Genomic DNA, 23,967 nt, shown 5'->3' with positions numbered 1-23,967 from the left:
CCTGCTGCTGCACCGCCAGTCCTTCGGCGTGCAGCAGCAGGGACTCCGCGTCCTCCGGGCGGCCGTCGAGGCGCGCCCGCCTCGCCAGCACGATGTAGCAGCGGCTAAAGCCGTCCGGCGGGCAAAAATCATCGATCGTCTCCAGACGCAGCGTCAGCAGCGCGTCAATGCGCTGCGTCTCCCCCTGCTCCCAGGCGATTTCGGCGAGGATCGGCGCCAGCGTCGCGCCGCTGCTGGAGCGGGCGCCGGTCTGCCGTTCCGCAGCCTCCAGCGCCCGGCTGGCCTGACGCTCGGCCTCCGCCAGGTTGCCCTGACGCAGGTAGCCCTGGGCCATGACGAAGGCCCGGTACACGCCGACGAACAGGTTGCGGCTGGCCTCGCGCGTGCCCGATACCCGCTGCTGCACGTCGAGGGCCTGCTGCGGCCGGGAGCTGGCGAGATGGCAGTAGCTGAGAATGTTGCACACCAGGCCATCGACCCACACGTCGCCGCAGGGCACCTCCCGCAGCAGCGGTTCGACGATAGCAATGCTCTGCGGGATATTCTCGGCAAAGGCTTCGCAAATCGCTCTCACCACCCGCAGCTTGACCCACGAGCTGTGGGCTAATGCTTCGCCGCTGGCCGCCGCCAGGGTTTCGAGCGCGTCCAGCAGCTGGCGGGCATCCTGAAAGCGAAAGCGGTGCGCCAGCGCCCAGGCGAGGTTAATCTGCAGATCGATCCGCGAAGGGTCGGGATCCGCCGGCAGGTAGCGGATCCAGCGCACCATCGTGTCGATGTCCCCCTCTTCCGCCAGCGACTGCGCCCCGGCCTCCGCGTGCCCGGCGCCGCCCTTACCGGCGGCGAGGGCGTGGCGGATCGCCTCCGCCCACAGCTGCTGTCCGGCAAACCAGGCACCGGCGCGCTCGTGCAGCCGGCGAATATCCCTCTCGCCGCCGCGCTGCAGGCGAGAGAGCAGCGCGTCGCGCATCAGCGGATGGTAGCGAAACCACAGCCCGCCCGCGTCCAGGGCGGAAAGAAACAGGTTGCGCTGTGCAATCCATGCCAGCATCGCTTCGCCGTTAGACTGGCCGGTGACGGCGTCGCACAGCGCCGGATGCAGGCGGTTGAGCACCGACGTTTGCAGGAGAAAGTCGAGTACCTCGGCGGGCAAGGGGGCAAAAATGACTTCGTCAAGATAGCGGGCGATCGAGCGCGAGCCGGCGTTCAGCCCGCCCGCTGCCGGGTGAGAGTGCGCGGGGCCGCTGGATAAGGTGGCCATTTTCATCCCGGCGACCCAGCCCTCCGTCAGAGCCAGCAGCCGGGGGATCTCCTGCTGGCTGAACCCCGGCGCCAGCGCGGCGGAAAAATAGGCGCTGGCTTCGCCGACGTTAAAGCGCAGCTCGCTATCGTCCACCTCCACCAGCTGATCCTGCATCTGCAGCCGGCCAAGCGAAAGAGTCGGCTGGCAGCGGCTGCCGATAATCAGGTGCAGGGCGGCCGGGGCGTGGTTCAGCAGCCAGCTGAGCCCGGCGTGGATCGCCGGTTGGGAGATATTCTGGTAGTCGTCAATGATGAGATACAGCGGGTGCGGGCAGCGGTGCAGCTGGTTTACCAGCTCCGCCAGAAACAGCGAGAGATCGGCCGCCGGGCCGTCATCCGCCTGGCGGAGAAAGGCCGGACTCCACCCTTGCCACAGGGGCGCCAGCGCCGCCTGAAGATAGCGCATAAATAGCGCCGGCGGGCCGTCGTCTTCATCCATGCTCAGCCAGGCCAGGGCGTCACCCTGCTGCTGGCGATGGTGGTACCACTGGGCCAGCAGGGTCGTTTTGCCAAACCCGGCCGGGGCGCACACCAGCGTCAGCGCGCTGCCGGTGGCGGCGTCCAGGCGCCGCAGCAGGCGGTCGCGCAGCTGCAGCGAACCGGGTGAGCGAGGCGGCGTAAAGCGGGTGGCGATAAGCGGCAGCTGGCGCGTAAAGCCCAGAGGCTCTTCGGGAACGCATTCACTCAGTGGGTCATCCGTTGCGGGCAAAAATTCCATCGTGCCGTTACCTTTTCAGCCAGTCCATTCCCCGAGTGTACCCAAGGAGAGGCGGTTGAACCAAGGCATCGCTGCGATATCCGAGCGCGCTCCAGCTTTTCATCACCGCGCCCCATTCCCCCCCAGCTGGGGGGTAGGCCACGCCTATCCGCCGCTATAGAGTAATGCCATTCTCTGCCGCTGATGCTTCCCTGGCCCGCTGCGCCCTTCCCGCACCGGGCCCACAGCGCATCGGGCAGCCGTGGTTTATTAATCAGCTCAAGGTGAGTACAGAATGGCTATCGAAAATAAAGTGGCGTTGGTCACCGGCGCGGGTCAGGGCATTGGCCGCGGGATTGCTTTGCGTCTGGCGAAAGATGGCGCATCGCTGATGCTCGTCGACGTCAACCCGGAAGGGATTGCCGCCGTCGCCGCTGAGGTTGAGGCCCTGGGCCGCAAGGCGGCCACCTTCGTCGCCAATATCGCCGACCGCGAGCAGGTTTACGCCGCGATTGACGAAGCGGAAAAGCAGCTGGGCGGCTTCGATATTATCGTGAACAACGCCGGGATTGCTCAGGTGCAGGCGCTGGCCGACGTCACCCCGGAAGAGGTCGATCGCATCATGCGCATCAACGTCCAGGGCACCCTGTGGGGCATTCAGGCCGCGGCGAAAAAATTCATCGACCGTCAGCAGAAAGGTAAAATCATCAACGCCTGCTCCATTGCCGGACACGATGGGTTCGCCCTGCTGGGGATCTACTCCGCCACCAAATTTGCCGTCCGCGCGCTGACCCAGGCAGCGGCCAAAGAGTACGCCAGCCGCGGCATCACGGTTAACGCCTACTGTCCGGGGATTGTCGGTACCGGCATGTGGACCGAAATCGATAAACGTTTCTCCGAGATCACCGGCGCGCCGGTGGGTGAAACCTACAAGAAATACGTGGAGGGTATCGCGCTGGGCCGTGCCGAAACGCCGGACGACGTGGCAAGCCTGGTCTCCTATCTCGCCGGCCCGGATTCTGACTACGTTACCGGTCAGGCAATCCTGATCGACGGCGGCATCGTCTACCGCTAAATCCTGACGCCGGGCCGCGTTCACCGCGCGGTTCGGCTCTTCCTCTCCTTCAGTCCGCACGCCTTTTGCCGTCTTAATTTCCCGCTGAATTTCTGCTTAACCTTTTACTTCATTCGCTTCGCTTCACTTCACCCGCACGCCCTCCGGCTATGCATCATAGCGCTGGACTTAATTTTATATCGATCATAATATTTTACCCGACATAAAATTATAAACATCAGCACCACGGAGCGAATACGTGAATACCCACCAGCATGCCGAAGGGCTGCGCGAGCAGAAAAAGCGCCTTACGCGCCAGCAGCTCTCCAACACCGCCACCGAACTGTTTATTCAGCACGGTTTTGATAACGTCACCATTGCCGATATTGCCGCCGCGGCCGGCGTGTCGAAAATGACCGTGTTTAACTATTTCCCGCGTAAAGAGGAGCTCTACTTCGATCGCATCGACGAAGTCCACCAGCTGCTGCGGCAGGCGTTCGATCGGCATCCCCAGCGGGCGCCGATCGCGGTGCTGGAAGCGCTGGCCGAAGAGCTGATGAGCCAGCAGCATCCGCTGGTGAGAATGGATCGCCGGGTGGCGGCGTTCTGGCAGGGCGTTGAGGCCAGCCCGTCGCTGCAGGCCTACGCCCTGGAGCAGTTTGCCCTTCTGACCCAGGCGCTGGGCGCCATGCTCGCGTCGCGCCTTCAGCGGCCGGCGTACGATCCGCTGGCGCAGCTGATTGCCAGCATCGTGCTCAACGGCTGGCGCATTGCCTACGGCGACGCGCTGCGCCTGCAGCAGGAGCAGCCCGCCGACACCGTACGCGAGCGCTTTCTCGCGCTCCTCGAGCGCGGCTTTCACGCCGCCCGCGCCGCCGCGCAGGATACCCCCTATGCGTAGCATCCCGCGTTGAGCCGACCATGAACAGAACCCTGAGCGTCATTTTTATCACCATCTGGCTCGATGCCGTCGGCATCGGGCTGATTTTTCCGCTGCTGCCGCAGCTGCTTAAAGAGGTGGTCCATACCGGCGATATCGCCCCCTACATCGGCATTCTGGCGGCGCTGTACGCCCTGATGCAGTTTATTTTCGCCCCCCTGCTCGGTGCGCTCAGCGATAACTTCGGCCGCCGCCCGATACTGCTAATTTCGCTGGCCGGGGCGGCGATCAACTACCTGCTGATGGCCTTTTCCAGCCATCTGTGGCCGCTGCTGCTCGGGCGAGCCATCGCCGGCCTCACCAGCGCCAACCTTTCGGTGGCGATGGCGTGGCTGACGGACGTGACGCCGGCGGAAAAGCGCGCCGGCCGCTTCGGGCTGTTCAACGCCACCTTCGGCGCGGGATTTATCATCGGCCCGGTACTCGGCGGCGTGCTCGGCGATTACGCCCTGCGCCTGCCGTTCATCGTCGCCGCGGTGCTGAACGGCGCGAATTTCCTGCTGGCGCTGCTGGCCCTTAAAGAGTCGCGCCGGCCGGCGAAGCGCAAAATGGCGCTCGCCGAGCTCAATCCCCTGCGGCCCATGCACTGGCTATTCTCAGTCAAAGGGCTGCTCACTATCGCGCTGGTGTTCTTCTTCTTAAGCGCCACCGGGGAGGTCTACGGCACCTGCTGGACGCTGTGGGGACAGGATATGTTTCACTGGAACGGGCTGTGGGTCGGCCTGTCGCTGGGCGTGTTCGGCGTGTGCCAGATGCTGGCGCAGGCCTTTTTGCCCGGCCCGGCAACCCGCAGGCTCGGCGAGCGCGGGGCCATTCTCTGCGGCATCGCCAGTACCAGCGCGGCGCTGATTATCCTGTCGCTGGCCCAGCAGGGCTGGATCGTCTTTGCGGTGATGCCGCTGATCGCCCTCGGCGGGATCGGCACGCCCGCCCTGCAGGCGCTGGCCACCCGCCAGGTCAGCGACGATCGGCAGGGGCAGCTGCAGGGGGTGCTGGCCTCCACCGTCAGCCTGGCGTCGATCGTCGCGCCGCTGGCCTTTTCGTCGCTCTATTTCGCCCTCAGGACGTGGTGGCCCGGCGCCATCTGGCTGTCGGTGGTGGTGCTGTACGCCTTTACCGTACCGCTCATCTACCGCTGCACGCGGCGGGAGACATAAGCCCGTAGGCAGAGTACCGGCGAAAAAAAACCGGCGCATCGCGCGCCGGTTTACAGGATATGGGCTCTTTTACCTTCAGGCGTTAGCCGCCGGTTCCTGCGCGGTTTTGCTGCGGGTATTTTCCAGCATCCGGCGCACCGGAACAATCAGCACGCAGAGTACGGCGGCGCAGATCAGCAGCGCAATCGAGCAGCGGGCGAAGAGATCCGGCAGCATATCCAGCTGGTCGGCCTTGACGTGGCCGCCAATCAGGCCGGCGGCCAGGTTGCCCAGCGCGCTGGCGCAGAACCACAGCCCCATCATCTGGCCGCGCATTCTTTCCGGCGCCAGCAGGGTCATGGTCGCCAGGCCAATCGGGCTCAGGCACAGCTCGCCCAGCGTCAGCATCAGAATACTGCCCACCAGCCACAGCGGCGATACGCCCGCTCCGCCGCTGCTCAGCACGTTCTCAGCGGCCAGCATCATCAGACCGAAGCCGCCGGCGGCGCAGAGAATGCCGATAACGAACTTGGTGATGCTGCTCAGGCGGACGTTTTTACGCGCCATCGCCGGCCATGCCCAGCTGAAAACCGGCGCCAGCAGAATGATAAACAGGGCGTTAATCGACTGGAACCATACCGCCGGAATTTCGAAGCTGCCGATGGTGCGGTTGGTGTAGTCGTTGGCAAACAGGTTAAACGACGTCGGTTTCTGCTCGAAGGCCGACCAGAAGAAGGCGGCGGAGACCAGCAGGATAAAGCACACCAGCAGGCGAGCGCGCTCTTTGCGGGTCAGGCCGGCAAAGGCGAACAGATAGATAAAGTACAGCGCCACCGACGCCGCAATGACGTACACCAGGGTGCTGGCGACCGCCACGGGGTTAATCACGATAACGCCCTGAGCAATCAGGACAATCACCGCCGCAACCCCGACCGCCAGCGCCAGCAGCCAGGCGCCGACGCCGTTTTTCTTCGCCACCGGACTGTTCCAGGTGGAGTCGAGGCCCACTTCGCTGTCGTAGCGCTTCATGGCCGGAACGGCGAACAGGCGGAAGATAACCAGCGCCACCAGCATCCCGATACCGCCGATGCCAAAGCCCCAGTGCCAGCCGTGGGATTTGATAAGCCAGCCGGAGATCAGCGGGGCAATAAACGAGCCCATGTTGATGCCCATATAGAACAGCGAGAATCCGCCGTCGCGGCGCGCGTCGCCCTTCTTGTACAGCGTGCCGACCATCACCGAGATACAGGTCTTAAACAGGCCGGAGCCGAGCACGATAAACATCAGCCCGATAAAGAACAGGGTGTCGCCCATCCACGCAGAGAGAGCAATCGACAGATGGCCGAGCGCAATCAGAATCGAGCCGTACCACACGGCCTTTTGCTGACCCAGCCAGTTGTCCGCCAGCCAGCCGCCCGGCAGCGCCGCGAGGTACATGCTGCCGGCGAAGATGCCGACGATCGCCGACGCGTTTTCGCGCGCCAGCCCCATTCCGCCGTCATAGACGGTGGCGGCCATAAACAGGATTAAAAGCGGGCGAATGCCGTAAAAAGAGAATCGCTCCCACATTTCGGTAAAAAACAGCGACCCTAGCGGATAGGGATGACCAAAGAAGGTCCGAGTTTCGTTTTTATTAACAGAGGAATGCATAACTTCTCCCAATAAGGTGCGCCGAAGCGCTTGTAAATCGCGGAAAGCGCGTTGACCATTTTTTCATTTGGCCAATCATTTACTTAAAATTTAATATTATTTAACCATTTGATAACCGGATGGTGGTTTTGTCTAGCCCCTTACCCAGACTTTTTAGATGAAAAGTCGACAAACGTCTACTTTTATAGATTTTAAGTTTGACGAGGCGCAAATAGTGTTGACATTGCCACCACGACAATTTTTATTATTTTATTGTTTATAAACAAAAAGTTATTGAATATCCATTCAGTATAAATGGATAGCCCGCGGCGGCGGGATAGCGTGATTAAAACCGGGATAAATGTAGGGTTGGCGAAGTCTACGGCGGGAAAGGAGGATAAACAGGGTTATTGATTTTTCACCGGCGTCGCGCGCCGGCGGCCCCCCGCCGCGAAGCGGGGGGCCGGGCTCCTAGGCGGCATCCTGTAGCATAAACATCCCGTAGGGATGAATCTGCAGGTAGTAGCTCTCCCCGACGTCGGGCTGCAGGCGGGTGGCGTTGATTTGCAGCAAAATCTGCTGGCCGTGCCACTCGACGATCGCCTCATACTGCGGCCCCATATAGGCCACGTGACGGATGACGCAGCGCTGGCTCTCGAGCCCCTGCTGGCTGAGGGTAATCGCCTCCGGGCGGACGCCGACGGTGCCGCTTCCGCTGGCGGTAAAGTGCGGCGGGCGCGGCAGACGGTAGCCGTGGATCTCCACGCTCTCGGCGCTGAAGCTGGCCGGGAACAGGTTCGCGTCGCCCATAAAGCTGGCCATAAAGCGCGAAGCCGGCTGACGATACAGATCCTGCGGCGAGCCAATCTGCATGATGCTGCCTTTGTTCATCACCAGCACCGTATCGGAGACCGCAAAGGCCTCGCTCTGATCGTGGGTGACGTACAGCGAGGTAATATTGAACTGCTTTTGCAGCTCGCGGATTTTATCCCGCATGCTGCGGCGCAGGTTGGCGTCAAGGTTGCTCAGCGGCTCGTCGAACAGCAGCACCTTCGGCTTGAGGATCAGCGCCCTGGCTAGCGCCACGCGCTGCTGCTGGCCGCCGGAGATCTGATCGACAAAGCGATCCTCGTAGCCCTCCAGGTCGACCATCGCCAGCGCCTCCTTCACCCGCGCTTTTGTCTCGCTGCGCGATACGCCGAGCATCTTCAGGCCGTAGCCGACGTTCTCCCCCAGCGACATATGGGGGAACAGCGCGTAGGACTGGAACACCATGCAGATATCGCGCTGCTGGATGGAGCGGTGGGTGACGTCTTCGCCATCGATAAAAATCTGCCCGCTGGTGGGTTTTTCCAGCCCGGCTACCAGCCGCAGCACCGTGGTTTTCCCGCAGCCGGACGGTCCGAGCAGCGTCACCATCTGCCCCTGCGGAATGGCCAGGTTAATGGTTTCGATAACGGTGTTATCGCCAAAGCGCTTGCCGACGTTGCGCAGCTCAACGAAATGTTTTTGAGTCATAGAATTACGCCTGATTTTTGGCTTTTGAACGGGAGATTCGCGCCTCGCCGATCAGCCAGTCAAAGAGGAAAATAATCGCCAGCATCACGACTATCAGAATGGAGCCGTAGGCGATCGCCACGCCGTATTCGCCGTCTTCTACCCGGTTGAGAATGTAGGCCGTTGCCACCCGGGTATCCGGCGTGACGAGGAAGACAATCGCGCTGACGGTGGTAATGGCGCGCACGAAGCTGTAGATCAGCGCCGACAAAATGGCCGGGCGCAGCAGCGGCAGCAGGATATGGGTGATAGTGCGTAGGCTCCCGGCGCGCAGGCTCAGCGAGGCCTCATCCAGCGATTTATCGATCTGGCCGAGGCCGGCAATGCCCGCGCGAATGCCGACCGGCACGTTGCGCATCACCATCGACATAATCACAATCGCCGCCGTGCCGGTGAGGTAAACCGGCGCGCTGTTGAAGGCCAGAATGTACGACACCCCCGCCACGGTGCCGGGAACCGCGAAGCACAGCATGGTGGTAAACTCGATGGTCTTTTTGCCCCTGAACTGCTGGCGCACAACGACCCAGGCGATCAGCAGCCCGAAGGCGGCGGTGATCGGCGCCGCAATCCCGGCGTACAGCAGGGTATCGAGCAGCGAAGGCCACGCGCCGTCGCTCATCCCCTGGCCAAACAGCTTAATAAAGTTATCCAGCGTCAGGGTGTAGTCCACTCCCCAGTTGACGGTGAAGCTGCCGTAGAAAATGCTGCCGTAAAGCAGGGCGTTAAAGGCAATCCAGATCGCCAGCAGAGCCACCACGCCCCGCACCAGCATCGCCGGCAGCGGCTGCACGTCGCCGCGGTAGGACTTGCCGGAAACGGTCACGTAGGAGCGCTTGCCAATCCACATATACTGCACGCAGAACACCAGCAGCGAGAACAGCAGCAGGAACGCGCCGAGGGTGCTGGCGGCCTGATAGTCCAGCTGCGAGCCGGTAATGTAGAAGTAGATCTGCGTCGCCAGCACGTCGAAGTTGCCGCCCAGCACCAGCGGGTTGCTGAAGTCGGCCAGCGACTGCACGATAACGATCAGGAAGGCGTTCGCCAGCGCCGGTTTGAGCAGCGGGACGAATACGCCGTTAAAGGTTTGCCAGCGGCTGGCGCGCAGGGTATACGACGCCTCCTCCAGCGAGGGATGGATAGTCTTGATGGCGCCGTCGAGGATCATAAACGCCATCGGGGTAAAGGCCAGCACCTGCGCCAGCCAGATGCCGGTAAAGCCGTACAGCCAGTTGGTGTTGGTCAGCCCGAACCAGGTCACCATAAATTCGGTCACGTAGCCGGAGCGCCCCATCATCAGGGTGACGCCAAGCCCCACCACGAACGGCGGCGTGACGATCGGCAGAATCGAGAAGATGCGTCCGATGATGGCGCTGCGCTTCGCGATGCGGGTGGTGTAAATCGCCAGCACCAGGCCGAAGAAGGTGCAGCCGATCCCGACGGCAATCGACAGCAGGATCGAGTTGATGATGACCTGCACGATATGCGCCTGGGCGAGGACGCTGAGGAACGCCAGCGGCGCGAACTCCCCGGCGGCGTTGGTGAACATCGGGATAAAAATGGCGATGCTCGGCCAGACGATAAAAATGCCGATCAGCGCGATGATGGTAATCAGCGAGCCGATGACAAAGCGGTCGCCGCCCAGCCACTCCAGGCGCGTCAGCGCCAGGGTCATGATGGCGCCCAGCGCCACGAACAGCACGATGGCGGCGTAGCCTAAACCCCGGCCCTCGACGGTGGCGCTGATGACGATAAAGGCCATGCACAGCAGCGCCCAGCCGGCGTCAAAATAGTGGCGGGCCCGCTGCTCGCGGCGCGCTTCGCTCAGCGGGCGAACCAGCAGCAGGCTCGGCAGCAGGTACCACAGCCAGCTAACGTTGACCTGCGACCAGCCGTAGGCGGCGAGGATCTCGTCGCGCGTCGACTCCAGCAGGCCGTAATCCAGGCTCCAGCCCGGCAGCAGGGCAAACGCCAGCCAGCCGAGTAAAACCCACAGGAATACCGCATCCCGTTTTTTCGCAGGATGAAGAGCTAATGTGTGTGACATAAGTTTTCCGGGTGCTGTTGGCCCGGCGGGAACGCCGGGCGATAACCACTTGTCGCGGGCTTATTTACCCATCTTCACGTCGGCAACCCATTTATTAATGAGCGCTTTGCGGACTTCCGTTGAGCCGTACTTATCCATGTCATAGCTGATAAGCTTGAGGTCATCGAGCTTCAGCGAGTTTGGCGAGGTCTCCGCCGTGGTGTTGGTGAGGATTTGATAGGATTTGCCCTTCTTCCACGCCAGCTCCTGGGCATCCTTCGACAGCACCCAGTCAACGAACAGCTTCGCGTTCTCCGCGTTGCGCGCGCCCTGCAGAATGCTGACGCCGCCAATCTCATAGCCGGTACCCTCGCACGGGGAGATCAGCTCCAGCGGCGCGCCCTGCTCTTTTTCCAGCGAGTAGTCGTGGAGGAAGCCGATGCCGATCGCCGTTTCGCCGCGGGCGGCGTTACGCGCCGGGGCAATGCCGGATTTGGTGTACTGGGAGACGTTGGCGTTGAGCTGCTTCAGATAATCAAACGCCTGATCTTCCCCCCACAGCTGGACGAAGGTCGCCAGCGCGGTGTAGGCGGTGCCCGAGCTCTGCGGATCGGCAATCTGGATCTCGCCCTTGTATTCCGCTTTGGTCAGATCCTTCCAGCATTTCGGCACCGGCAGATTCTTCTCTTTCAGCCGCTGCGTGTTGACGCCAAAGCCGAGGATCCCGACGTAAACCGCCGAGGAGAGGTTGCCCTTCACCTTCGCCGGATCGCGGAATTTCTCCATGATCTGCGCGAGGTTCGGTGATTTATACGGCTGCAGCAGCCCCATTTCACCGGCCTGCGACTGCGGATCGAGGGTGCCGCCGTACCAGACGTCGGCCTGCGGGTTTTTCTTCTCCGCGTCCACCTTCGCCAGGGTACTGCCGGAGCCGTTGCGGATAAACGAGGTTTTAACGTCGTACTTGTCGCCGAACGCTTTGGTTTCGGCTTCGCACATTTCGTTGGTGGCACTGCAGTAGACCACCAGGCGGCCTTTCGCCTGCGCCGCGCCGGTGAGGGCGGCGAGCGCGAGCCCGGAAGCAATGAGGGTAGAGAGAAGCGTTGTTTTCATTATTCAGCCCTTCAGGATGTTGTGTGATTGCGTGAAACGGTGACGCCCGACATCAGCAGGGGCATCAGTAATAAACCCATCAAAACGGCTGCCAGCGAGAGCAAGCTGAACATCCCCGACCAGCCGTAGCGTTCGATAACCTGCGACAGCGGCCAGCCGGCTAGCGCGGCCCCCAGATAGGCAAACACGCCGAGAAAACCGCTGATCGACCCCGCCGCCTGCTTGTGCCCGCACTCGACGGCGGCAAGGCCAATGAGCATCTGCGGACCAAAGACAAAAAAACCGACGCTGAAAAAGCACATCGCCAGCAGCGCGTAGTGGTGCACCGGCGCCAGCCACAGCGCGGCGACCGAGACCATTAGCCCCAGCGTGAACAGCAGGAGCATCGGCGCGCGCTGGCCGCTGAACAGCAAATCCGATCCCCAGCCGGCAAACAGCGCCCCTAGCAGGCCGCCGGCCTCGAACAGCATGACCGTGGCGTTGGCGCTCAGCAGGTTGACGCCGTGGCTCTCCGCCAGCCAGATGTTGCCCCAATCGTTGAGCGCGATGCGGATCAGGTAAACCAGCACGTATGAGGCGCCCAGCAGCCAGATCATCGGGTTCTGCAGCATGGTGGTGCGCAGCATCTGCCACAGCCCCATCGGCGGGCTCTGCAGCTCCTGGCGCAGCTCCAGCGGATCGTTGCGCCACTCGCCCACCGTCGGCAGCCCCTCTTCCTGCGGCGTACCCCGCAGCTGGGTGGTCAGCCAGATGCCGAGCACGATGCTGACGATCCCCGGCGCCAGCATCGCCGCCCGCCAGCCCCAAAAGTGGGCGGCGAAGGCGCAAATCAGCGGCACAATCGCCCCGCCGATATTGATGGAGGTGTTCCAGCAGCCCCACCAAAAGCCGCGTTCGTTGCGCGAGTACCAGTGGGTGAGCAGCCGGGCGCAGGGCGGCCATCCCCATCCCTGGAAAAAGCCGTTTAGCGTCCAGATAAACAGCAGCACCGGCAGGGAGTGGCTAAACACGAACAGCACGTTCAGCACGCCGGTCGCCAGCAGGCCAATCCCCATAAACGCCCGCTGTCCGTGGCCGTCATGCCACAATCCGGCGGCAAATTTCGACAGGCCGTAGCTCAGATAGAACAGCGAGCCGATCAGCCCGATGTCGCTTTTGCTCAGCCCCATATCCAGCTGCAAAACCGGCAGCACGTAGTTGATGCTTTTACGCGTCAGGTAGAACGCGGCGTAGCCAATGACCATGCACAGCAGCAGCCTCGGGCGCTGGGTCCGGTAGCGTTGAGCGATCTGTGCAGCAGACAGTGCGGGCATGGCGTTCTCCGTTTAGGCTGACGATATAAAAGCGCGCGGCAAAATGGATGAGAGAAAGTCCGGTGCGGCTAAGACTTTTTCCTGGTTAGCGAAGTGTTTGTGACGAAAATGTGGGCAGGTTAACAATTACGCGCGTGCCGCCGCGTGATTCCAGGGTCAGCTCCCCGCCGAGGGCGTGGACGCGCTCGCGGATGCCCTGCATGCCAAAGCCCGGCGTATTCTGCGGGCCGAGGCCGCTGCCGTTATCCCGCACCTCGAGATACAGGCCGTCGCCCTGCTGGCAAAGCAGGATCGCCACCTCGCTGGCGCCGGCGTGTTTGCTGACGTTATTGAGCAGCTCCTGCAGCAGGCGGTAGAGGGTAAAGACCAGGATTTCGTTGGCCGGCGGGGCCGCCAGCCGGTAGTCAAAGCGGCAGTTAATTCCGCGCTCGGCAAAGGCGAACTCCTTCACCAGATGGTGCAGCGCCTCCCTGAGCGACAGCTCGTCCAGCGCCGGGGGACGCAGCTGGCGCAGCATCTGGCGGGTGGAGTGGTGAATGCGCTGGGCCAGGGCGTTGATTTGTCCGGCGGCCTCAATCGCCAGGGCGCTGCCGCCGGCCCGTTTGACCAGCTGCGACTGGATCTGAATGGCGGTGATGTTCTGCCCGATTTCATCATGCAGCTCGCGGGCGAGATGCTTGCGGGTATCCTCCTCCGTGTGGATCAGCTTTTCCGTCAGCTCGCGCCGGGTCTGCAGCTCCTGCTCGAGCCGGCGGCGATAGCGATCGAGATTGAGCGCCAGGTGCTGCTGGCGGCTGATGGCGATACCCAGGCCGATCCCCAGCAGCGACTGGGTGGCGAGGAAAATCTCAAGCTCCAGCAGATCCGTAAAGCCGCCGCCCACCTGGCGCGCGATGGCGATCATCATGCTGCCGAGCAGGCCGGACAGCACCCCGCCCTGCCAGCCAAACTTCCACGCCATCACCACGTTAGGCAAAAACACCACGATCAGCAGCAGCCGCTCCAGCGCCGGGGAGAGCACCATCTGGGTGCCGATGCCGATGATAAAAAACAGGCTGCACCAGATAATCAGCGAGGCGCGCAGCGGCGGGTTGCTGGTATCCAGCCCCAGCAGCTGGTAACGATGCTGCTGGCGTAAAAACTCGAACATCAGATAGACAAACGGCGCCAGCAGCACGCCGCCGGTAAACGAGGCCAGCCCGAGCAGCGTCGTGGGGCTTTGCAAAAAGGCGATCAGGGCGAGGGTCTGCAGCAGCGCGTTGGCGCTGACCGCGGCAATCAGCAGCGACAGCCGCTGCCAGTAGAGCGGGAAACGGTACCAGAAACGCTGCGCCATAGCGGCCGAGAGCATGCCCACCAGCGGGACGATCGCGATCGCGTAGCCGGTCAGCAGCTGCTCGCTGCGCAGCCAGACGATCGCCGCCAGCGGCGGCAGGACTACCGCCGGCCAAAAGCGGCGCGGCAGCAGGATCAGCAGCGCCAGATAGACGCCCTGCGGCAGGAACAGCACCGCCTGCTGGCCGTTGTGGGTCAAATAGAAGCTGAGCGTCCACAGCATCAGCCAGCCGCTTCCCCAGGCCAGGGTGATAAACAGCATCAGGACCAGATGACGGGAGGCGCGTTTCATCCATGGCCCGTCAGCAGCTGATTATCGAGGGCGAAATGCACCAGCTCAATGGTGCTGCCGCACTGCAGCTTGCTCAGCACGTTAGCCCGGTGAACATGGACGGTTTTATGGCTCAGCGCCAGGCTGAAGGCGATCGCCTTCACGCTCTCCCCTTTCACCAGCAGCTCGAATATCTCCCGCTCGCGCGGGGTCAGGACGTCGAGCGCTTTCGGCGAGGATTCGCCGCCGCGCAGCGCCTTAAGCGCATCAACGCACAGGTAGTGGCCGCCCATCCCCACCGAACGTACCGCCTGCACCAGCTCCTCCGGGCCGCAGCGTTTGGTCAGATAGCCGCTCGCGCCGGCGTCGATGGCGCTCTGCACAAAAGCCGGGGTGTCGTAGATGCTGAGAATGATGGCGCGAAACCCCGGCTGCCGCTGGCGCAGGCGTTTGAGCAGGCTCAGTCCGTTCTCGTCGGGCATGGCGACGTCGAGCACCGCAACGTCAATGTCGCTGCGCATCAGCGCGTGCCATGCCTCGGCGGCGCTGCTGTACTGCCCCGCCACGATAAGATCGTCTTCCAGATTTAATAGCTGGGCAAAACCGGAGCGAACGACCACATGGTCATCCACCAGGGCGACTCTGATCATGATGCAATACTCTTGGCGGAAGGTCGTTTTATGATGCCTGTTACCGCGACGCAGGCAATGCCGCAGCCGCCGTTATGTAACGAATGTAACAAAATTGCAATAAACCGGCCGCTGCGGGCGATCGGCCAATAAAAAATTTTCCGAATAGATATTCCCCCTGCCGCGTTTACCCATCATCAAACACCGCTGATGGAGTCCTTTGTTATGAAACAACAGTCCCCCACCGCCCGGCGCCAGCGCTATGACCGCCTCACGCTGACGCTGCACTGGCTCACCGCCGCCTGCGTCATCTTTCTCTTTTCCAGCGCCCATATCTGGGCGTGGCTGGAGCGCGGCACGCCGTTGCGCGAACGCGTGGTTGATGGTAAACAGGGGAACGCCCACTATCGAGATCGGTACATGTCAGCAGCCTACGCTATTGTGGAAACCGTTCCTCCGGCAGAGGATTTTTGTCGCCTGCGCGTCATCTCCGGCTTAACGCCCCGCCCTCTTGAGGCGGCTAAACGCGCGCTGCCCCGCAGCTGCCACGGCGTATACGTGGAGCGTTCCGGGCTGATTGTCGGCATGGGGCGCATCGTTGGCGACGGCGCGCTTAATTTCGAGATCGTCGATATTGCCGTCGACCCGGCGCATCAGGGAAAGGGGTTGGGGCGAAAAATCATGGAGCACCTGATGGCCTGGCTTGAGCTGCATGCGCCGGCGGGCGCCTACGTAAGCCTGGTCGCCGACGTCCCCGAGCTGTATAAAAAATTTGGCTTTAAGCTGGTGCGCCCGGAGAGCGAAGGCATGGCGCTGGTATGGGGATCGCAAGAGCGGTGAAGGGAGGAGTCATCCCCCCTTCTTTCTTTTAGCAGGAACCGCTACGCGCCCTGGCGGGTTGCCGCGAGGACAATTTCGCGAATGCAGACGTACTGCGGCTGGGAGTAGGCGTACTCGATGGCGTGGGCGACGTCTTCCGGGCTGAGGACTTTGCCGCCCATATCCTGCTTCCACGCCTGGTAACCGGCCTTGATGTCGTCGCTGGAGGTGTGGCTCAGCAGCTCGGTCTCGACCGCGCCTGGCGCAATCACCACCACCCGCACGTTGTGCGGCGACAGCTCTTCACGCAGGTTTTCCGACAGGCCGTGGACGGCAAACTTGGTGCCGACGTACACCACGTGGTTGGGGAAGGTTTTACGCCCGGCAATGGAGCTGATGTTAATGATGGTCCCTGCCTCGCGCTCAATCATCCCTTTGGTGACCGCGTGAACGCCGTTCAGCAGGCCCTTGACATTCACGTCCAGCATCTGCTCCCATTCATCGGGATCCTGCTGGTCAATGTTACCCAGCAGCATCACGCCCGCGTTATTCACCATCGCATCTACCGGCCCAAACTGCTGCTCCGCTTCGGCAATCGCCGCGGCGACCGCCTGCCGGTCGGTGACGTCCACCGCGCGGCACAGGGCGTTCGGCAGATTCAGCGCCGTCATACGCTCGACGCGACGGGCCAGCAGTAACAGCGCATGCCCGCGCTCTGAGAGCAGTTTAGCGGTCGCCAGGCCAATGCCGGAGCTTGCGCCGGTAATCACAACTAAAGGTTTTGTTGCAGCGTTCATGGAGTCACCTCATAAATAAAATTGATGGCGCTACTTTAAATCCGCATAGATATGGTGAAAAATGGTTTATTTTTCTCACAGCCATAAAAAATAACTATGGATAAACGACAGCTCGGCGCCTTCATCTGCGTATTTGAAGAGCGAAATATTACCCGCGCGGCCGAACAGCTAAGTCTGACACAGCCGGCGCTATCCGCCACCATCAAGGCCCTGGAAGAGGAGCTGGGAACGCGGCTTTTCGTGCGCAAGCCGCGAGGGGTGGAGGTGACCGAGGACGCGAGAGCGCTCTACCCTCACGCCTGCCGGATGATCCAGGATATGGCCGCGCTAAGCACCCGCTTTCGCAAGCGCCAGCACAAGCTGCCGCTGCATATTGGCGTTGAGCAGGATATCGCGTCTCCCTGCCTCGAGTCGCTGCTGCAGAAGATCCGCCTTGAGATGCCGGACACGCTGGTCACGCTCGATCCGGGCTGCACGGGCGATATTCGCCTCGGCTGCGAAAGCCTGCGCTGTGAGGATGAGCTTTTTATGCCGCTGTTCGAAGAGCGCTACGTGCTGGCCTACCCCACCGCCCACCCGCTGGGCCAGCTGGCGGAGCTGACGTCGGAACAGCTCTGCAGCCAGCCGTGGGTGATGTACCCGGCCCACGACTCCCATCAGCGATTCCTGCCGTTTTACGGCGCCTCGGCCGGCGCCCCCAGCGCCAACGCCGGAAGCTTTACCCTGGCGCTCGATCTGGTGGAGGCGGGCTTCGGGCTGGCGATCGCCCCCCGGTCGCTGGTTGAATCGCGCTGCGAGCTGAGCTCGCGCCAGCTGCCCGGCTATCCGCTGCTGCGCCGGGTCGGCATCTGCTACGCCATGCAGGCGGTGGGGGTAACCGCCGTAGAGCAGCTGCTGAATATGTTGAACCGACAGACTCCCCTTTGATTAACGGTTGAATATCGGCAAGAGAAACCTGGAATCGCCGGGAGCCGCGCTCTGCTGTTGCAATAAAATATCCGGCCCGCCGCCGGACTTTATGCGGAAGCGGGCCAGATTACGTGCTTAATTATCGGCGTCGATCCCGATATTAAATATCTCTCGCAACCGCCGCTGCTCTTTGCTTATTCAACAGCCTGTGCAAAATGCGGCTCAGCTGCCGCTCAATCGCCAGCAGGGAAATCACGGCGAGCACCAGCCCGTTCCATCCAGCTTTGGCAAAGCTGAAGTTATGCATCGATTACCTGATGGACTATTTTCAGCAAAATCCTCCCGTCGGCGACGCGCTGTGGGGAAAAATAACCTCTGAGGATGGGGAGAGCCGGCTTGTTTAACGAAGGGCCGGCAGGGACGCGATAAGCTATTTACGGTTTATTATTTCCGCCGGGATAGCTTCACCGTGGTATTTTTCGTAAATGGCATTGAGTTTTCCATTTTTAAGATTGGTGACAATCCATTCATTTAATTTTTCTTTCAACTCGGGCTCACCTTTTTTAACCCCGATAGCTAAATCAAATACCGTTAGGGTTAATTTGGGCTCAAAGCTTAATTTAGGATTCTGTTTTTTAATCTGGTTAACCAGCGTGGCGGAAGTGGCGACCGCGTATGCCTGGCCGCTAACGGCGGCGGTGACTAAGGTTGCGTCATCATCATAGCGCTGGATGCTATAGCCCTTTTTCATCGCATCCTGACTCAGCATTGAGTCCTGAGTGGTGCCGCGCGTAACGGTAATCGCGTGCCCTTTTAAATCGGCCCAGTCGCTGACTTTGGTGGCGGCAGGCGCGGCAATAACGGAGCGCAGCCCGGCATAGGCGCGAGTAAAATCAATCACCTGCGCACGCTGCGGCGTGACGGATAGGGTTGAAATGACGATATCTGCCTTACCGGTTTGCAGGTTCGGAATACGCGTCGGTCCGGTCGTTTCAATAAACTTCAGCTTTAAGCCCCAATCCTTCGCCAGCAGTTCAGCGGTTTCGACATCGGAGCCGACCGGCTTCATCGAGGCGTCCAGCATGCCTGAAGGCGGCAGCGACATATCGGTGGCAACGCGCAGCTCGCCGCGCTGTTGGATATCCTGCAGCGCATTTGCCGAGGCCGGCTGGGCGATGAGCGCGGTTACCATGCCGGCGAGTAGAGCAATCGATTTTGCGTATTTCATTATTATTCTCCTGATGAGGATGGGTACAGGGTATCGGGTGAATTACAGATCGTTGGCAATAAACTCCTTTAAGGCCTCGGTTTCCGGCGATTTCAAAATGGCGGCACTCCCGCTTTCATGCACTTTTCCCTGATGCATAAAGATCACCTTATCGGCGACTTTGCGGGCGAAATTCATCTCATGGGTCACCATGATCATCGTCATGCCGCTGCCCGCCAGCCGCTCAATCACGCGCAGCACTTCGCCGGTTAATTTAGGATCCAGCGCCGACGTGACTTCATCAAAAAGCATCACTTTTGGTTTCATCGCCAGAGAGCGGGCGATAGCGGCGCGCTGCTGCTGCCCGCCGGAGAGCTGCTCAGGGTAGCTGTCCACTTTATCCGCGAGCCCGACCTGCTCCAGAACGGAGAGCGCCAGCCTTCTGGCTTCCGCCTTCGGCATTTTTTTCACCGCCACCGGACCAAGCGTAATGTTCTGCTCAATGGTGAGATGGGGAAACAGGTTGTAGCTCTGAAAGACAATGCCAACGTCCTGACGTAGCTTACGCAGGTCGACTTTGGGATCCTCCACTTTATAGCCGCACACTTCGATGCTGCCGCCGTTGATGGTTTCTAACCGATCGATACAGCGGAGCGCCGTGCTTTTGCCCGAGCCGCTGGCGCCAATCAGCGCCACGACCTGGCCCTGATTCACGGAAAACGAGACGTCTTTCAGCACTGAATTTTGACCAAAACTCTTCTGTACGTTGCTTAAGGTAATGATTGACATAACTTTATCCTTATCCTCGGTTAACGCGTGCCGCCATGGCCTGCAGGCGCTTTGCCTGCTTCTGCGGTGCTCCGCGTTCCAGCCGGCGGCTTAGCGCTGAAACCGGAAAACACAGGCAGAAGTAAATGCCGGCAACGATCAGATAGATAACGAAAGGCTGGAAAATCGAGTTGTTGATGAGCTGGCCAGCGCGCGCCAGCTCGACAAAACCCACCACCGACGCCAGCGAGGTGTTTTTGATTATCTGCACCGAGAATCCCACGGTAGGCGGCGTTGCCAGCTTGATTGCCTGCGGCATAATCACTTTGAACATGCGCTGAGTGCGCGACAGCGCCAGGCATTCGGCCGCCTCCCACTGCGCGCGCGGAACCGATTGTATGCAGCCGCGCCAGATCTCACCGAGATAGGCGCTGGCATAAATGGTGAGAGAGATGCCCGCGGCCAGCAGAGGCGCAATCGAATAGCCGAGTTGCGGCAGGCCGAAGTAGACCATAAACATGATGATCAGCAGCGGCGTGCCCTGAATCAGCTGCACCCATGCGCTGACCAGAAGCCGCAGCGGCTTCACTGGCGCAATACGTCCCAGCGCAATGAGAAACCCCACCAGACCGCCGCCGCCGAAGGCCATGAGCGACAAAATCACCGTCCACAGCGCGCCATCAAGCAGAAACTGCAGATGGGCAAAGTTAAGCGAAATATTCATCAACGGCTCTCCTTAAATCGACGTGCCAAGACGGCGGCGGCGCGGGAAAATTACCTGACCAAATAGCCAGAATATCACCCGCATCAGCAGCGACAGCGCGATGTAAATACAGGCCACGATGAAGAACGTTTCAAAGGGGCGATAGGTTTCTGACTGGATAAAATTGGCCGTTGCCGTGAGCTCTTCCGCGGAAATTTGCGATGTCACCGACGATGCCAGCATCAGCAAAATAAACTGGCTGGTGAGCGAGGGGTAAACGCGCTCAATCGCCGGGCGCAGCGCCACGTGCCAGTATTGCTGCCAGCGGTTCAGCCCCAGCGTTTCGGCGGCTTCCCACTGGCCTTTGTGAATCGACTCGAAGCCGGCGCGCATAATCTCCGCCGTATACGCCCCGACGTTGATGGTGAGCGCAATGACTGAAACCGTGAAAGCGCTGAATGAGAAGCCCAGACTGGAGAGACCAAAATAGACCAGGAAGATCTGCACCAGAAAAGGCGTATTGCGAATCGACTCGACATAAACGCCCGTCAGGCGCGCCAACCAAACCGACTCCGAACGACGCGCCGCGGCGCACAGCGTGCCGATCAGGAAACCGGTTAACGTCGTCACCAAAGCCAGTTTGGCGGTGAGTAGCGCGCCGCTCCACAGAAGCTGCCACTGCGCGAGAATTGCTGTGAAATCGAGCATCATAAGGTCAACCCCGGTTATTTTGTTACGCTGTTTTGCTGGCCGGTCAGGCGGTCGTAAACTTTAAAGAGCGCCTGATTGCCGTTGGCACCTTCGCCATAGGCCTGCGCGTTTTGATACTGTGAGGCGACCAGCGCGGTAGCAGGGAGCGGGACCGGATGCTTCTGCGCGGCCTCCAGCACAAGGCGCAGATCTTTCATCATCAGGTCGATGCGAAATCCTGCGGAGACGTCGCCCTCAATCATTGCGCCACCCAGCTTGTCGAGCATCCAGGATGCCGCCGACCCGCCCATCAGCACTTCGCGCATCTGAGGAAGATTGATATCCCATGCGCGCGCCAGCGCTAACGCTTCGCAAATTGCCTGGATGTTGATGCCACAAATCAGCTGGTTACATAGCTTTACCGTCTGCCCCGCGCCGGATGCGCCTACGTGATTGAGCGTGGTGCCCATGGCGCGCAAATAAGGCGTTGCCTGGGCAAAGCCTTCGGCGCTGCCGCCCACCATGATCGTCAGATTGCCGTTTTTTGCGCCAACCGGGCCGCCGGAAACCGGCGCATCCAGCATCGTGACGCCAATGGTTGCCAGCGATTCGCTTAGCTGGCGCGTCGCGGCGGGTGCGATAGTGCTCATATCAACAAACAATTTCCCTCGCGGCGGGTTGCTCAGCAGTCCGCCGACGCCGCGCACGATCTCTTCAACCTGCGGGGTGTCGGGCAGCATGGAGATGACGATATCGGCATCAATGATAGCGCTGGAAAGATCGCTGACGACGTCCACGCCGTACGGGCGTAGCGCATCGCCTGCCGCTGCGACAACATCAAACGCGCGAACGGTAAAACCCGCCTGTGCCAGATTGCGCGCCATCTCGCGGCCCATGACGCCAAGTCCAATAAACCCGACAATGCCGGAAGTGCTGTTACTCATCGTTATGCTCCAGGTTGATGGTTAGTTAAGTTGTTCCAGCTGAGCGAGCTTCGCGACGCGACGAACAAAGTCGTCGTCATGCACAAACTTCGCTTCGAGGAAGGCAAGAATCAGATCGCGAGCAAGCCACGGCCCGACAATTTGCGCCCCCACGCACATGACGTTGACGTCGTCATGCTCCACCGACTGGTGCGCGGAGTGTACGTCGTGACAGACCGCCGCGCGGATCCCTTTGACTTTGTTCGCGGCGATAACCGCCCCGACGCCGGTGCCGCAGACCAGAATGCCGCGCCGATCCGCGCTGCCGCGCACCTTGCTGCATAGCGCCAGGGCAATATCCGGAAAATCAACCGGTTCGGGGTCGTGGCTGCCAACATCGTCAATCTGATATCCGGCCTGATGCAGCCACTGCTTAAGCTCCTGCTTGAGGTGAAATCCTGCGTGGTCACTGCCAATCACAATCTGCATCTGCTGTTTTCCTTTTACGGAGTAGTGAAGGTCGATGAACCGCTGCTGGCCTTGAGGATGGTGGCGCGGCGGCGAAAATCTGAGCCAATCTCGAAGTGGCGGCCAAGTAACTCATCGGCTTTATTTTCATCACGTTCGACGATAGCGGAAAAAATGGCGCGGTGATGGTTAATGAGGAACTCTTCAATCCCCTCGACCTGAATGATCTGCTCGCGGCGGTCAAGGTGTGAACGACGCATCAACATGCTGATGGACTGATAAATATTGATAAGCGTGGGCGAACCGGATGCGGTGACGATGCTTTCGTGAAACCTGAAATCCGCTAAGGCGCCGAGCTCCGGGGTGCGAATGGTCTCAATGATTTCACCGAGACAGGAGGCCAGGCGATCGTAGTCACTTTGCGTTGCGCGGCGACAGGCTAAGCGAACGGCCTGACGCTCAATCGCGATTCGTGCCTGCATGACGTCATCGACCACGTTGGGCTGGTGGGCAAGAACGAAAGTAAAGAATTCACCGAGAATGGAGACATCAGGTTTGGTTATCACGGTACCAACACCGTGGCGGATCTCCACCGCCCCGACCATGGCGAGCGCCCGCAGCGCCTCGCGCAGTACCGGCCGACTGACGCCTAACTTTGCCGAAAGCTCGCGCTCCGGCAGAAGGCTGTCCCCGGCTTTCAGTTCGCCGTTGAGTAGCTGATCCCGCAAAAACTTTACAACTCGGTCGTAGCCGCTGCCGGCTTCTGTCTTTTCACGCCTGATTTCCATGTGATCTCACCAGTGGTATGTAGTGGTAATACCAATGGTAGATGTGTTGATGAAATATTAACGTGATATTGATCGTTTATTGATCAGTTGTTTTTGTGATGTAACCGACAATGAGCGGAGAAAGGTGAACGGGCCAGGGAACGTTGGCCGTATTGCGGCAGGCAGAGGAGAAGCGGACAGCTAACGGAGAAGCTGCAGATAGCGTGCGTCGGGACTTAGCTAAACCGGGAAAAGGGCTCGCACAAAAATCATGGCGGAGCCGTCGCCAGGGCCTGGCGGGGATGATGAGAGATATTTACGAACGGAGGTCGGCCTGATTTTTTCAGGCGGCGAGTAAACCTCCCTGCCCTCGAATAGCCGGGGTTGCCTGTACATTACTCTGCATTGAGCTGTCTCATCTCATTATCCCGCCAGCGTTCCCAACGGTTCCTGAGCTCACTCCTGCTGGTGCCAATATCTTCATGCAATATCGTCGCCTGGCGTATGCGCTCAGCCCGGAAGTGACGAAAGCCGCCGCGTAGCTCGCACCAGCTAATGAGGAGACAGCAGTTCTGGTCATAGCCCAGCACCACCGGCCAAACGGTTCTTTGAGTGATGTCACCGGAGCTGGAGCAGTAATCCAGCAACAGCTTTTTTCCTTCCCGAATGGCGATACGTATATTCCGCGTATCGGGTTTAAACCTGTCAGACTCATCCGGCTTTATCCCTACTGCCGAATAAGATAAACAACCGAGCAGCCGCGCGGGAACTACCGAGGCGATTTTTGCCAGCACGTCGCTGGCGTTATTCGCCAGCGTCGCATCCGGTAAGCGCCGCACCAGTTCTGCGCCAAGAAAGATGGCTTCCAGCTCCTCGGCCGTAAACATCAAAAGAGGCATGTTGTAGTCTGAACTTAAAAT

At 60.5% G+C, this 23,967-nt stretch carries 23 protein-coding genes; 5 read left to right on the top strand and 18 right to left on the bottom strand.

Annotation, left to right across the window (positions count from 1 at the left end; translation table 11 throughout):
• Nucleotides 1-2,017, bottom strand: a 2,017-nt coding sequence (locus tag PFH44_RS13105; RefSeq protein ID WP_283825214.1) for an AAA family ATPase, incomplete at its 3' end; no start/stop codon positions are given.
• A 274-nt stretch (nt 2,018-2,291) separates the two neighbouring features.
• On the opposite strand from PFH44_RS13105, the gene PFH44_RS13100 reads away from it, so the two are divergent.
• The 3 genes from PFH44_RS13100 to PFH44_RS13090 all read left to right on the top strand — a co-directional run bounded on the left by PFH44_RS13100 (nt 2,292) and on the right by PFH44_RS13090 (nt 5,147).
• On the top strand, nt 2,292-3,071 hold the full coding sequence (locus tag PFH44_RS13100; RefSeq protein ID WP_123708737.1) for an acetoin reductase: 780 nt from the start codon (nt 2,292-2,294) through the stop codon (nt 3,069-3,071).
• Nucleotides 3,072-3,309: 238 nt separating this feature from the next.
• Nucleotides 3,310-3,951, top strand: a complete 642-nt coding sequence (locus PFH44_RS13095) for a TetR/AcrR family transcriptional regulator (protein WP_283825213.1) — start codon at nt 3,310-3,312, stop codon at nt 3,949-3,951.
• Between the two features lie 20 nt (nt 3,952-3,971).
• Nucleotides 3,972-5,147 (top strand): TCR/Tet family MFS transporter, encoded by a 1,176-nt coding sequence (locus tag PFH44_RS13090; protein WP_283825212.1) that lies wholly within the window; start codon nt 3,972-3,974, stop codon nt 5,145-5,147.
• A gap of 75 nt (nt 5,148-5,222) precedes the next feature.
• On the opposite strand, the gene PFH44_RS13085 is transcribed toward PFH44_RS13090, so the two are convergent.
• The 7 genes from PFH44_RS13085 to PFH44_RS13055 form a co-directional block, all read right to left on the bottom strand.
• Nucleotides 5,223-6,776, bottom strand: a complete 1,554-nt coding sequence (locus PFH44_RS13085; protein ID WP_241782570.1) for a peptide MFS transporter — start codon at nt 6,774-6,776, stop codon at nt 5,223-5,225.
• 450 nt (nt 6,777-7,226) lie between these two features.
• Nucleotides 7,227-8,273 carry a ferric ABC transporter ATP-binding protein gene (fbpC, locus tag PFH44_RS13080; protein ID WP_045857214.1) on the bottom strand — a complete coding sequence of 349 codons (1,047 nt, stop codon included), beginning with the start codon at nt 8,271-8,273 and terminating at the stop codon, nt 7,227-7,229.
• Nucleotides 8,274-8,277: 4 nt separating this feature from the next.
• Nucleotides 8,278-10,356: an ABC transporter permease gene (locus PFH44_RS13075; RefSeq protein ID WP_283825211.1), complete on the bottom strand. Its 2,079-nt coding sequence runs from the start codon at nt 10,354-10,356 to the stop codon at nt 8,278-8,280.
• Nucleotides 10,357-10,416: 60 nt separating this feature from the next.
• Nucleotides 10,417-11,448, bottom strand: coding sequence for an ABC transporter substrate-binding protein (locus PFH44_RS13070; RefSeq protein WP_283825210.1), 1,032 nt, complete (start codon nt 11,446-11,448; stop codon nt 10,417-10,419).
• 11 nt (nt 11,449-11,459) lie between these two features.
• Nucleotides 11,460-12,761, bottom strand: a complete 1,302-nt coding sequence (uhpC, locus tag PFH44_RS13065; protein WP_133600524.1) for an MFS transporter family glucose-6-phosphate receptor UhpC — start codon at nt 12,759-12,761, stop codon at nt 11,460-11,462.
• A gap of 85 nt (nt 12,762-12,846) precedes the next feature.
• Entirely contained in the window at nt 12,847-14,388 is a 1,542-nt protein-coding gene (locus PFH44_RS13060; protein ID WP_283825209.1) for an MASE1 domain-containing sensor histidine kinase, read from the bottom strand.
• The gene (locus PFH44_RS13055) at nt 14,385-15,017 is read right to left on the bottom strand and encodes a response regulator transcription factor (protein ID WP_283825208.1); all 633 of its coding nucleotides are present in this window, start codon (nt 15,015-15,017) and stop codon (nt 14,385-14,387) included. Before PFH44_RS13055 ends, PFH44_RS13060 begins: the two co-directional genes overlap by 4 nt.
• Nucleotides 15,018-15,416: 399 nt before the next feature.
• Between PFH44_RS13055 and PFH44_RS13050 the strand changes: the two genes are divergently transcribed.
• A complete protein-coding gene (locus PFH44_RS13050) occupies nt 15,417-15,836 on the top strand; it encodes a GNAT family N-acetyltransferase (protein WP_133600528.1) in 420 nt (139 codons plus the stop codon).
• 41 nt (nt 15,837-15,877) lie between these two features.
• Here PFH44_RS13050 and PFH44_RS13045 read toward each other — a convergent pair whose 3' ends face one another.
• Nucleotides 15,878-16,612 (bottom strand): SDR family oxidoreductase, encoded by a 735-nt coding sequence (locus PFH44_RS13045; RefSeq protein ID WP_283825206.1) that lies wholly within the window; start codon nt 16,610-16,612, stop codon nt 15,878-15,880.
• 96 nt (nt 16,613-16,708) lie between these two features.
• Between PFH44_RS13045 and PFH44_RS13040 the strand changes: the two genes are divergently transcribed.
• Nucleotides 16,709-17,539 carry a LysR family transcriptional regulator gene (locus tag PFH44_RS13040; RefSeq protein ID WP_283825205.1) on the top strand — a complete coding sequence of 277 codons (831 nt, stop codon included), beginning with the start codon at nt 16,709-16,711 and terminating at the stop codon, nt 17,537-17,539.
• Between the two features lie 142 nt (nt 17,540-17,681).
• Here the strand turns inward: PFH44_RS13040 and PFH44_RS13035 are convergent, their stop codons facing one another.
• From PFH44_RS13035 to PFH44_RS12995, 9 genes are all read right to left on the bottom strand, one after another.
• Nucleotides 17,682-17,828, bottom strand: coding sequence for a hypothetical protein (locus PFH44_RS13035; RefSeq protein ID WP_283825204.1), 147 nt, complete (start codon nt 17,826-17,828; stop codon nt 17,682-17,684).
• A gap of 123 nt (nt 17,829-17,951) precedes the next feature.
• Nucleotides 17,952-18,749 (bottom strand): transporter substrate-binding domain-containing protein, encoded by a 798-nt coding sequence (locus PFH44_RS13030; protein WP_283825203.1) that lies wholly within the window; start codon nt 18,747-18,749, stop codon nt 17,952-17,954.
• 42 nt (nt 18,750-18,791) lie between these two features.
• Complete coding sequence (locus PFH44_RS13025; RefSeq protein WP_283825202.1) at nt 18,792-19,517, bottom strand: amino acid ABC transporter ATP-binding protein; 726 nt, start codon at nt 19,515-19,517, stop codon at nt 18,792-18,794.
• A gap of 10 nt (nt 19,518-19,527) precedes the next feature.
• On the bottom strand, nt 19,528-20,220 hold the full coding sequence (locus PFH44_RS13020; protein WP_045857194.1) for an amino acid ABC transporter permease: 693 nt from the start codon (nt 20,218-20,220) through the stop codon (nt 19,528-19,530).
• Nucleotides 20,221-20,232: 12 nt separating this feature from the next.
• Complete coding sequence (locus tag PFH44_RS13015) at nt 20,233-20,907, bottom strand: amino acid ABC transporter permease (protein WP_283825201.1); 675 nt, start codon at nt 20,905-20,907, stop codon at nt 20,233-20,235.
• A 17-nt stretch (nt 20,908-20,924) separates the two neighbouring features.
• On the bottom strand, nt 20,925-21,833 hold the full coding sequence (locus tag PFH44_RS13010; RefSeq protein ID WP_045857189.1) for an NAD(P)-dependent oxidoreductase: 909 nt from the start codon (nt 21,831-21,833) through the stop codon (nt 20,925-20,927).
• Nucleotides 21,834-21,854: 21 nt separating this feature from the next.
• A complete protein-coding gene (gene rpiB, locus PFH44_RS13005) occupies nt 21,855-22,301 on the bottom strand; it encodes a ribose 5-phosphate isomerase B (protein ID WP_045857187.1) in 447 nt (148 codons plus the stop codon).
• Between the two features lie 14 nt (nt 22,302-22,315).
• Complete coding sequence (locus tag PFH44_RS13000; protein ID WP_283825200.1) at nt 22,316-23,068, bottom strand: FadR/GntR family transcriptional regulator; 753 nt, start codon at nt 23,066-23,068, stop codon at nt 22,316-22,318.
• 374 nt (nt 23,069-23,442) lie between these two features.
• Nucleotides 23,443-23,967, bottom strand: a 525-nt coding sequence (locus PFH44_RS12995; protein ID WP_283825199.1) for a helix-turn-helix transcriptional regulator, incomplete at its 5' end; no start/stop codon positions are given.

The organism is Klebsiella sp. Ech2A, assembly GCF_030078455.1.
GTDB lineage: Bacteria > Pseudomonadota > Gammaproteobacteria > Enterobacterales > Enterobacteriaceae > Klebsiella > Klebsiella terrigena.
This window is presented reverse-complemented; position numbering and strand designations above follow the sequence as displayed.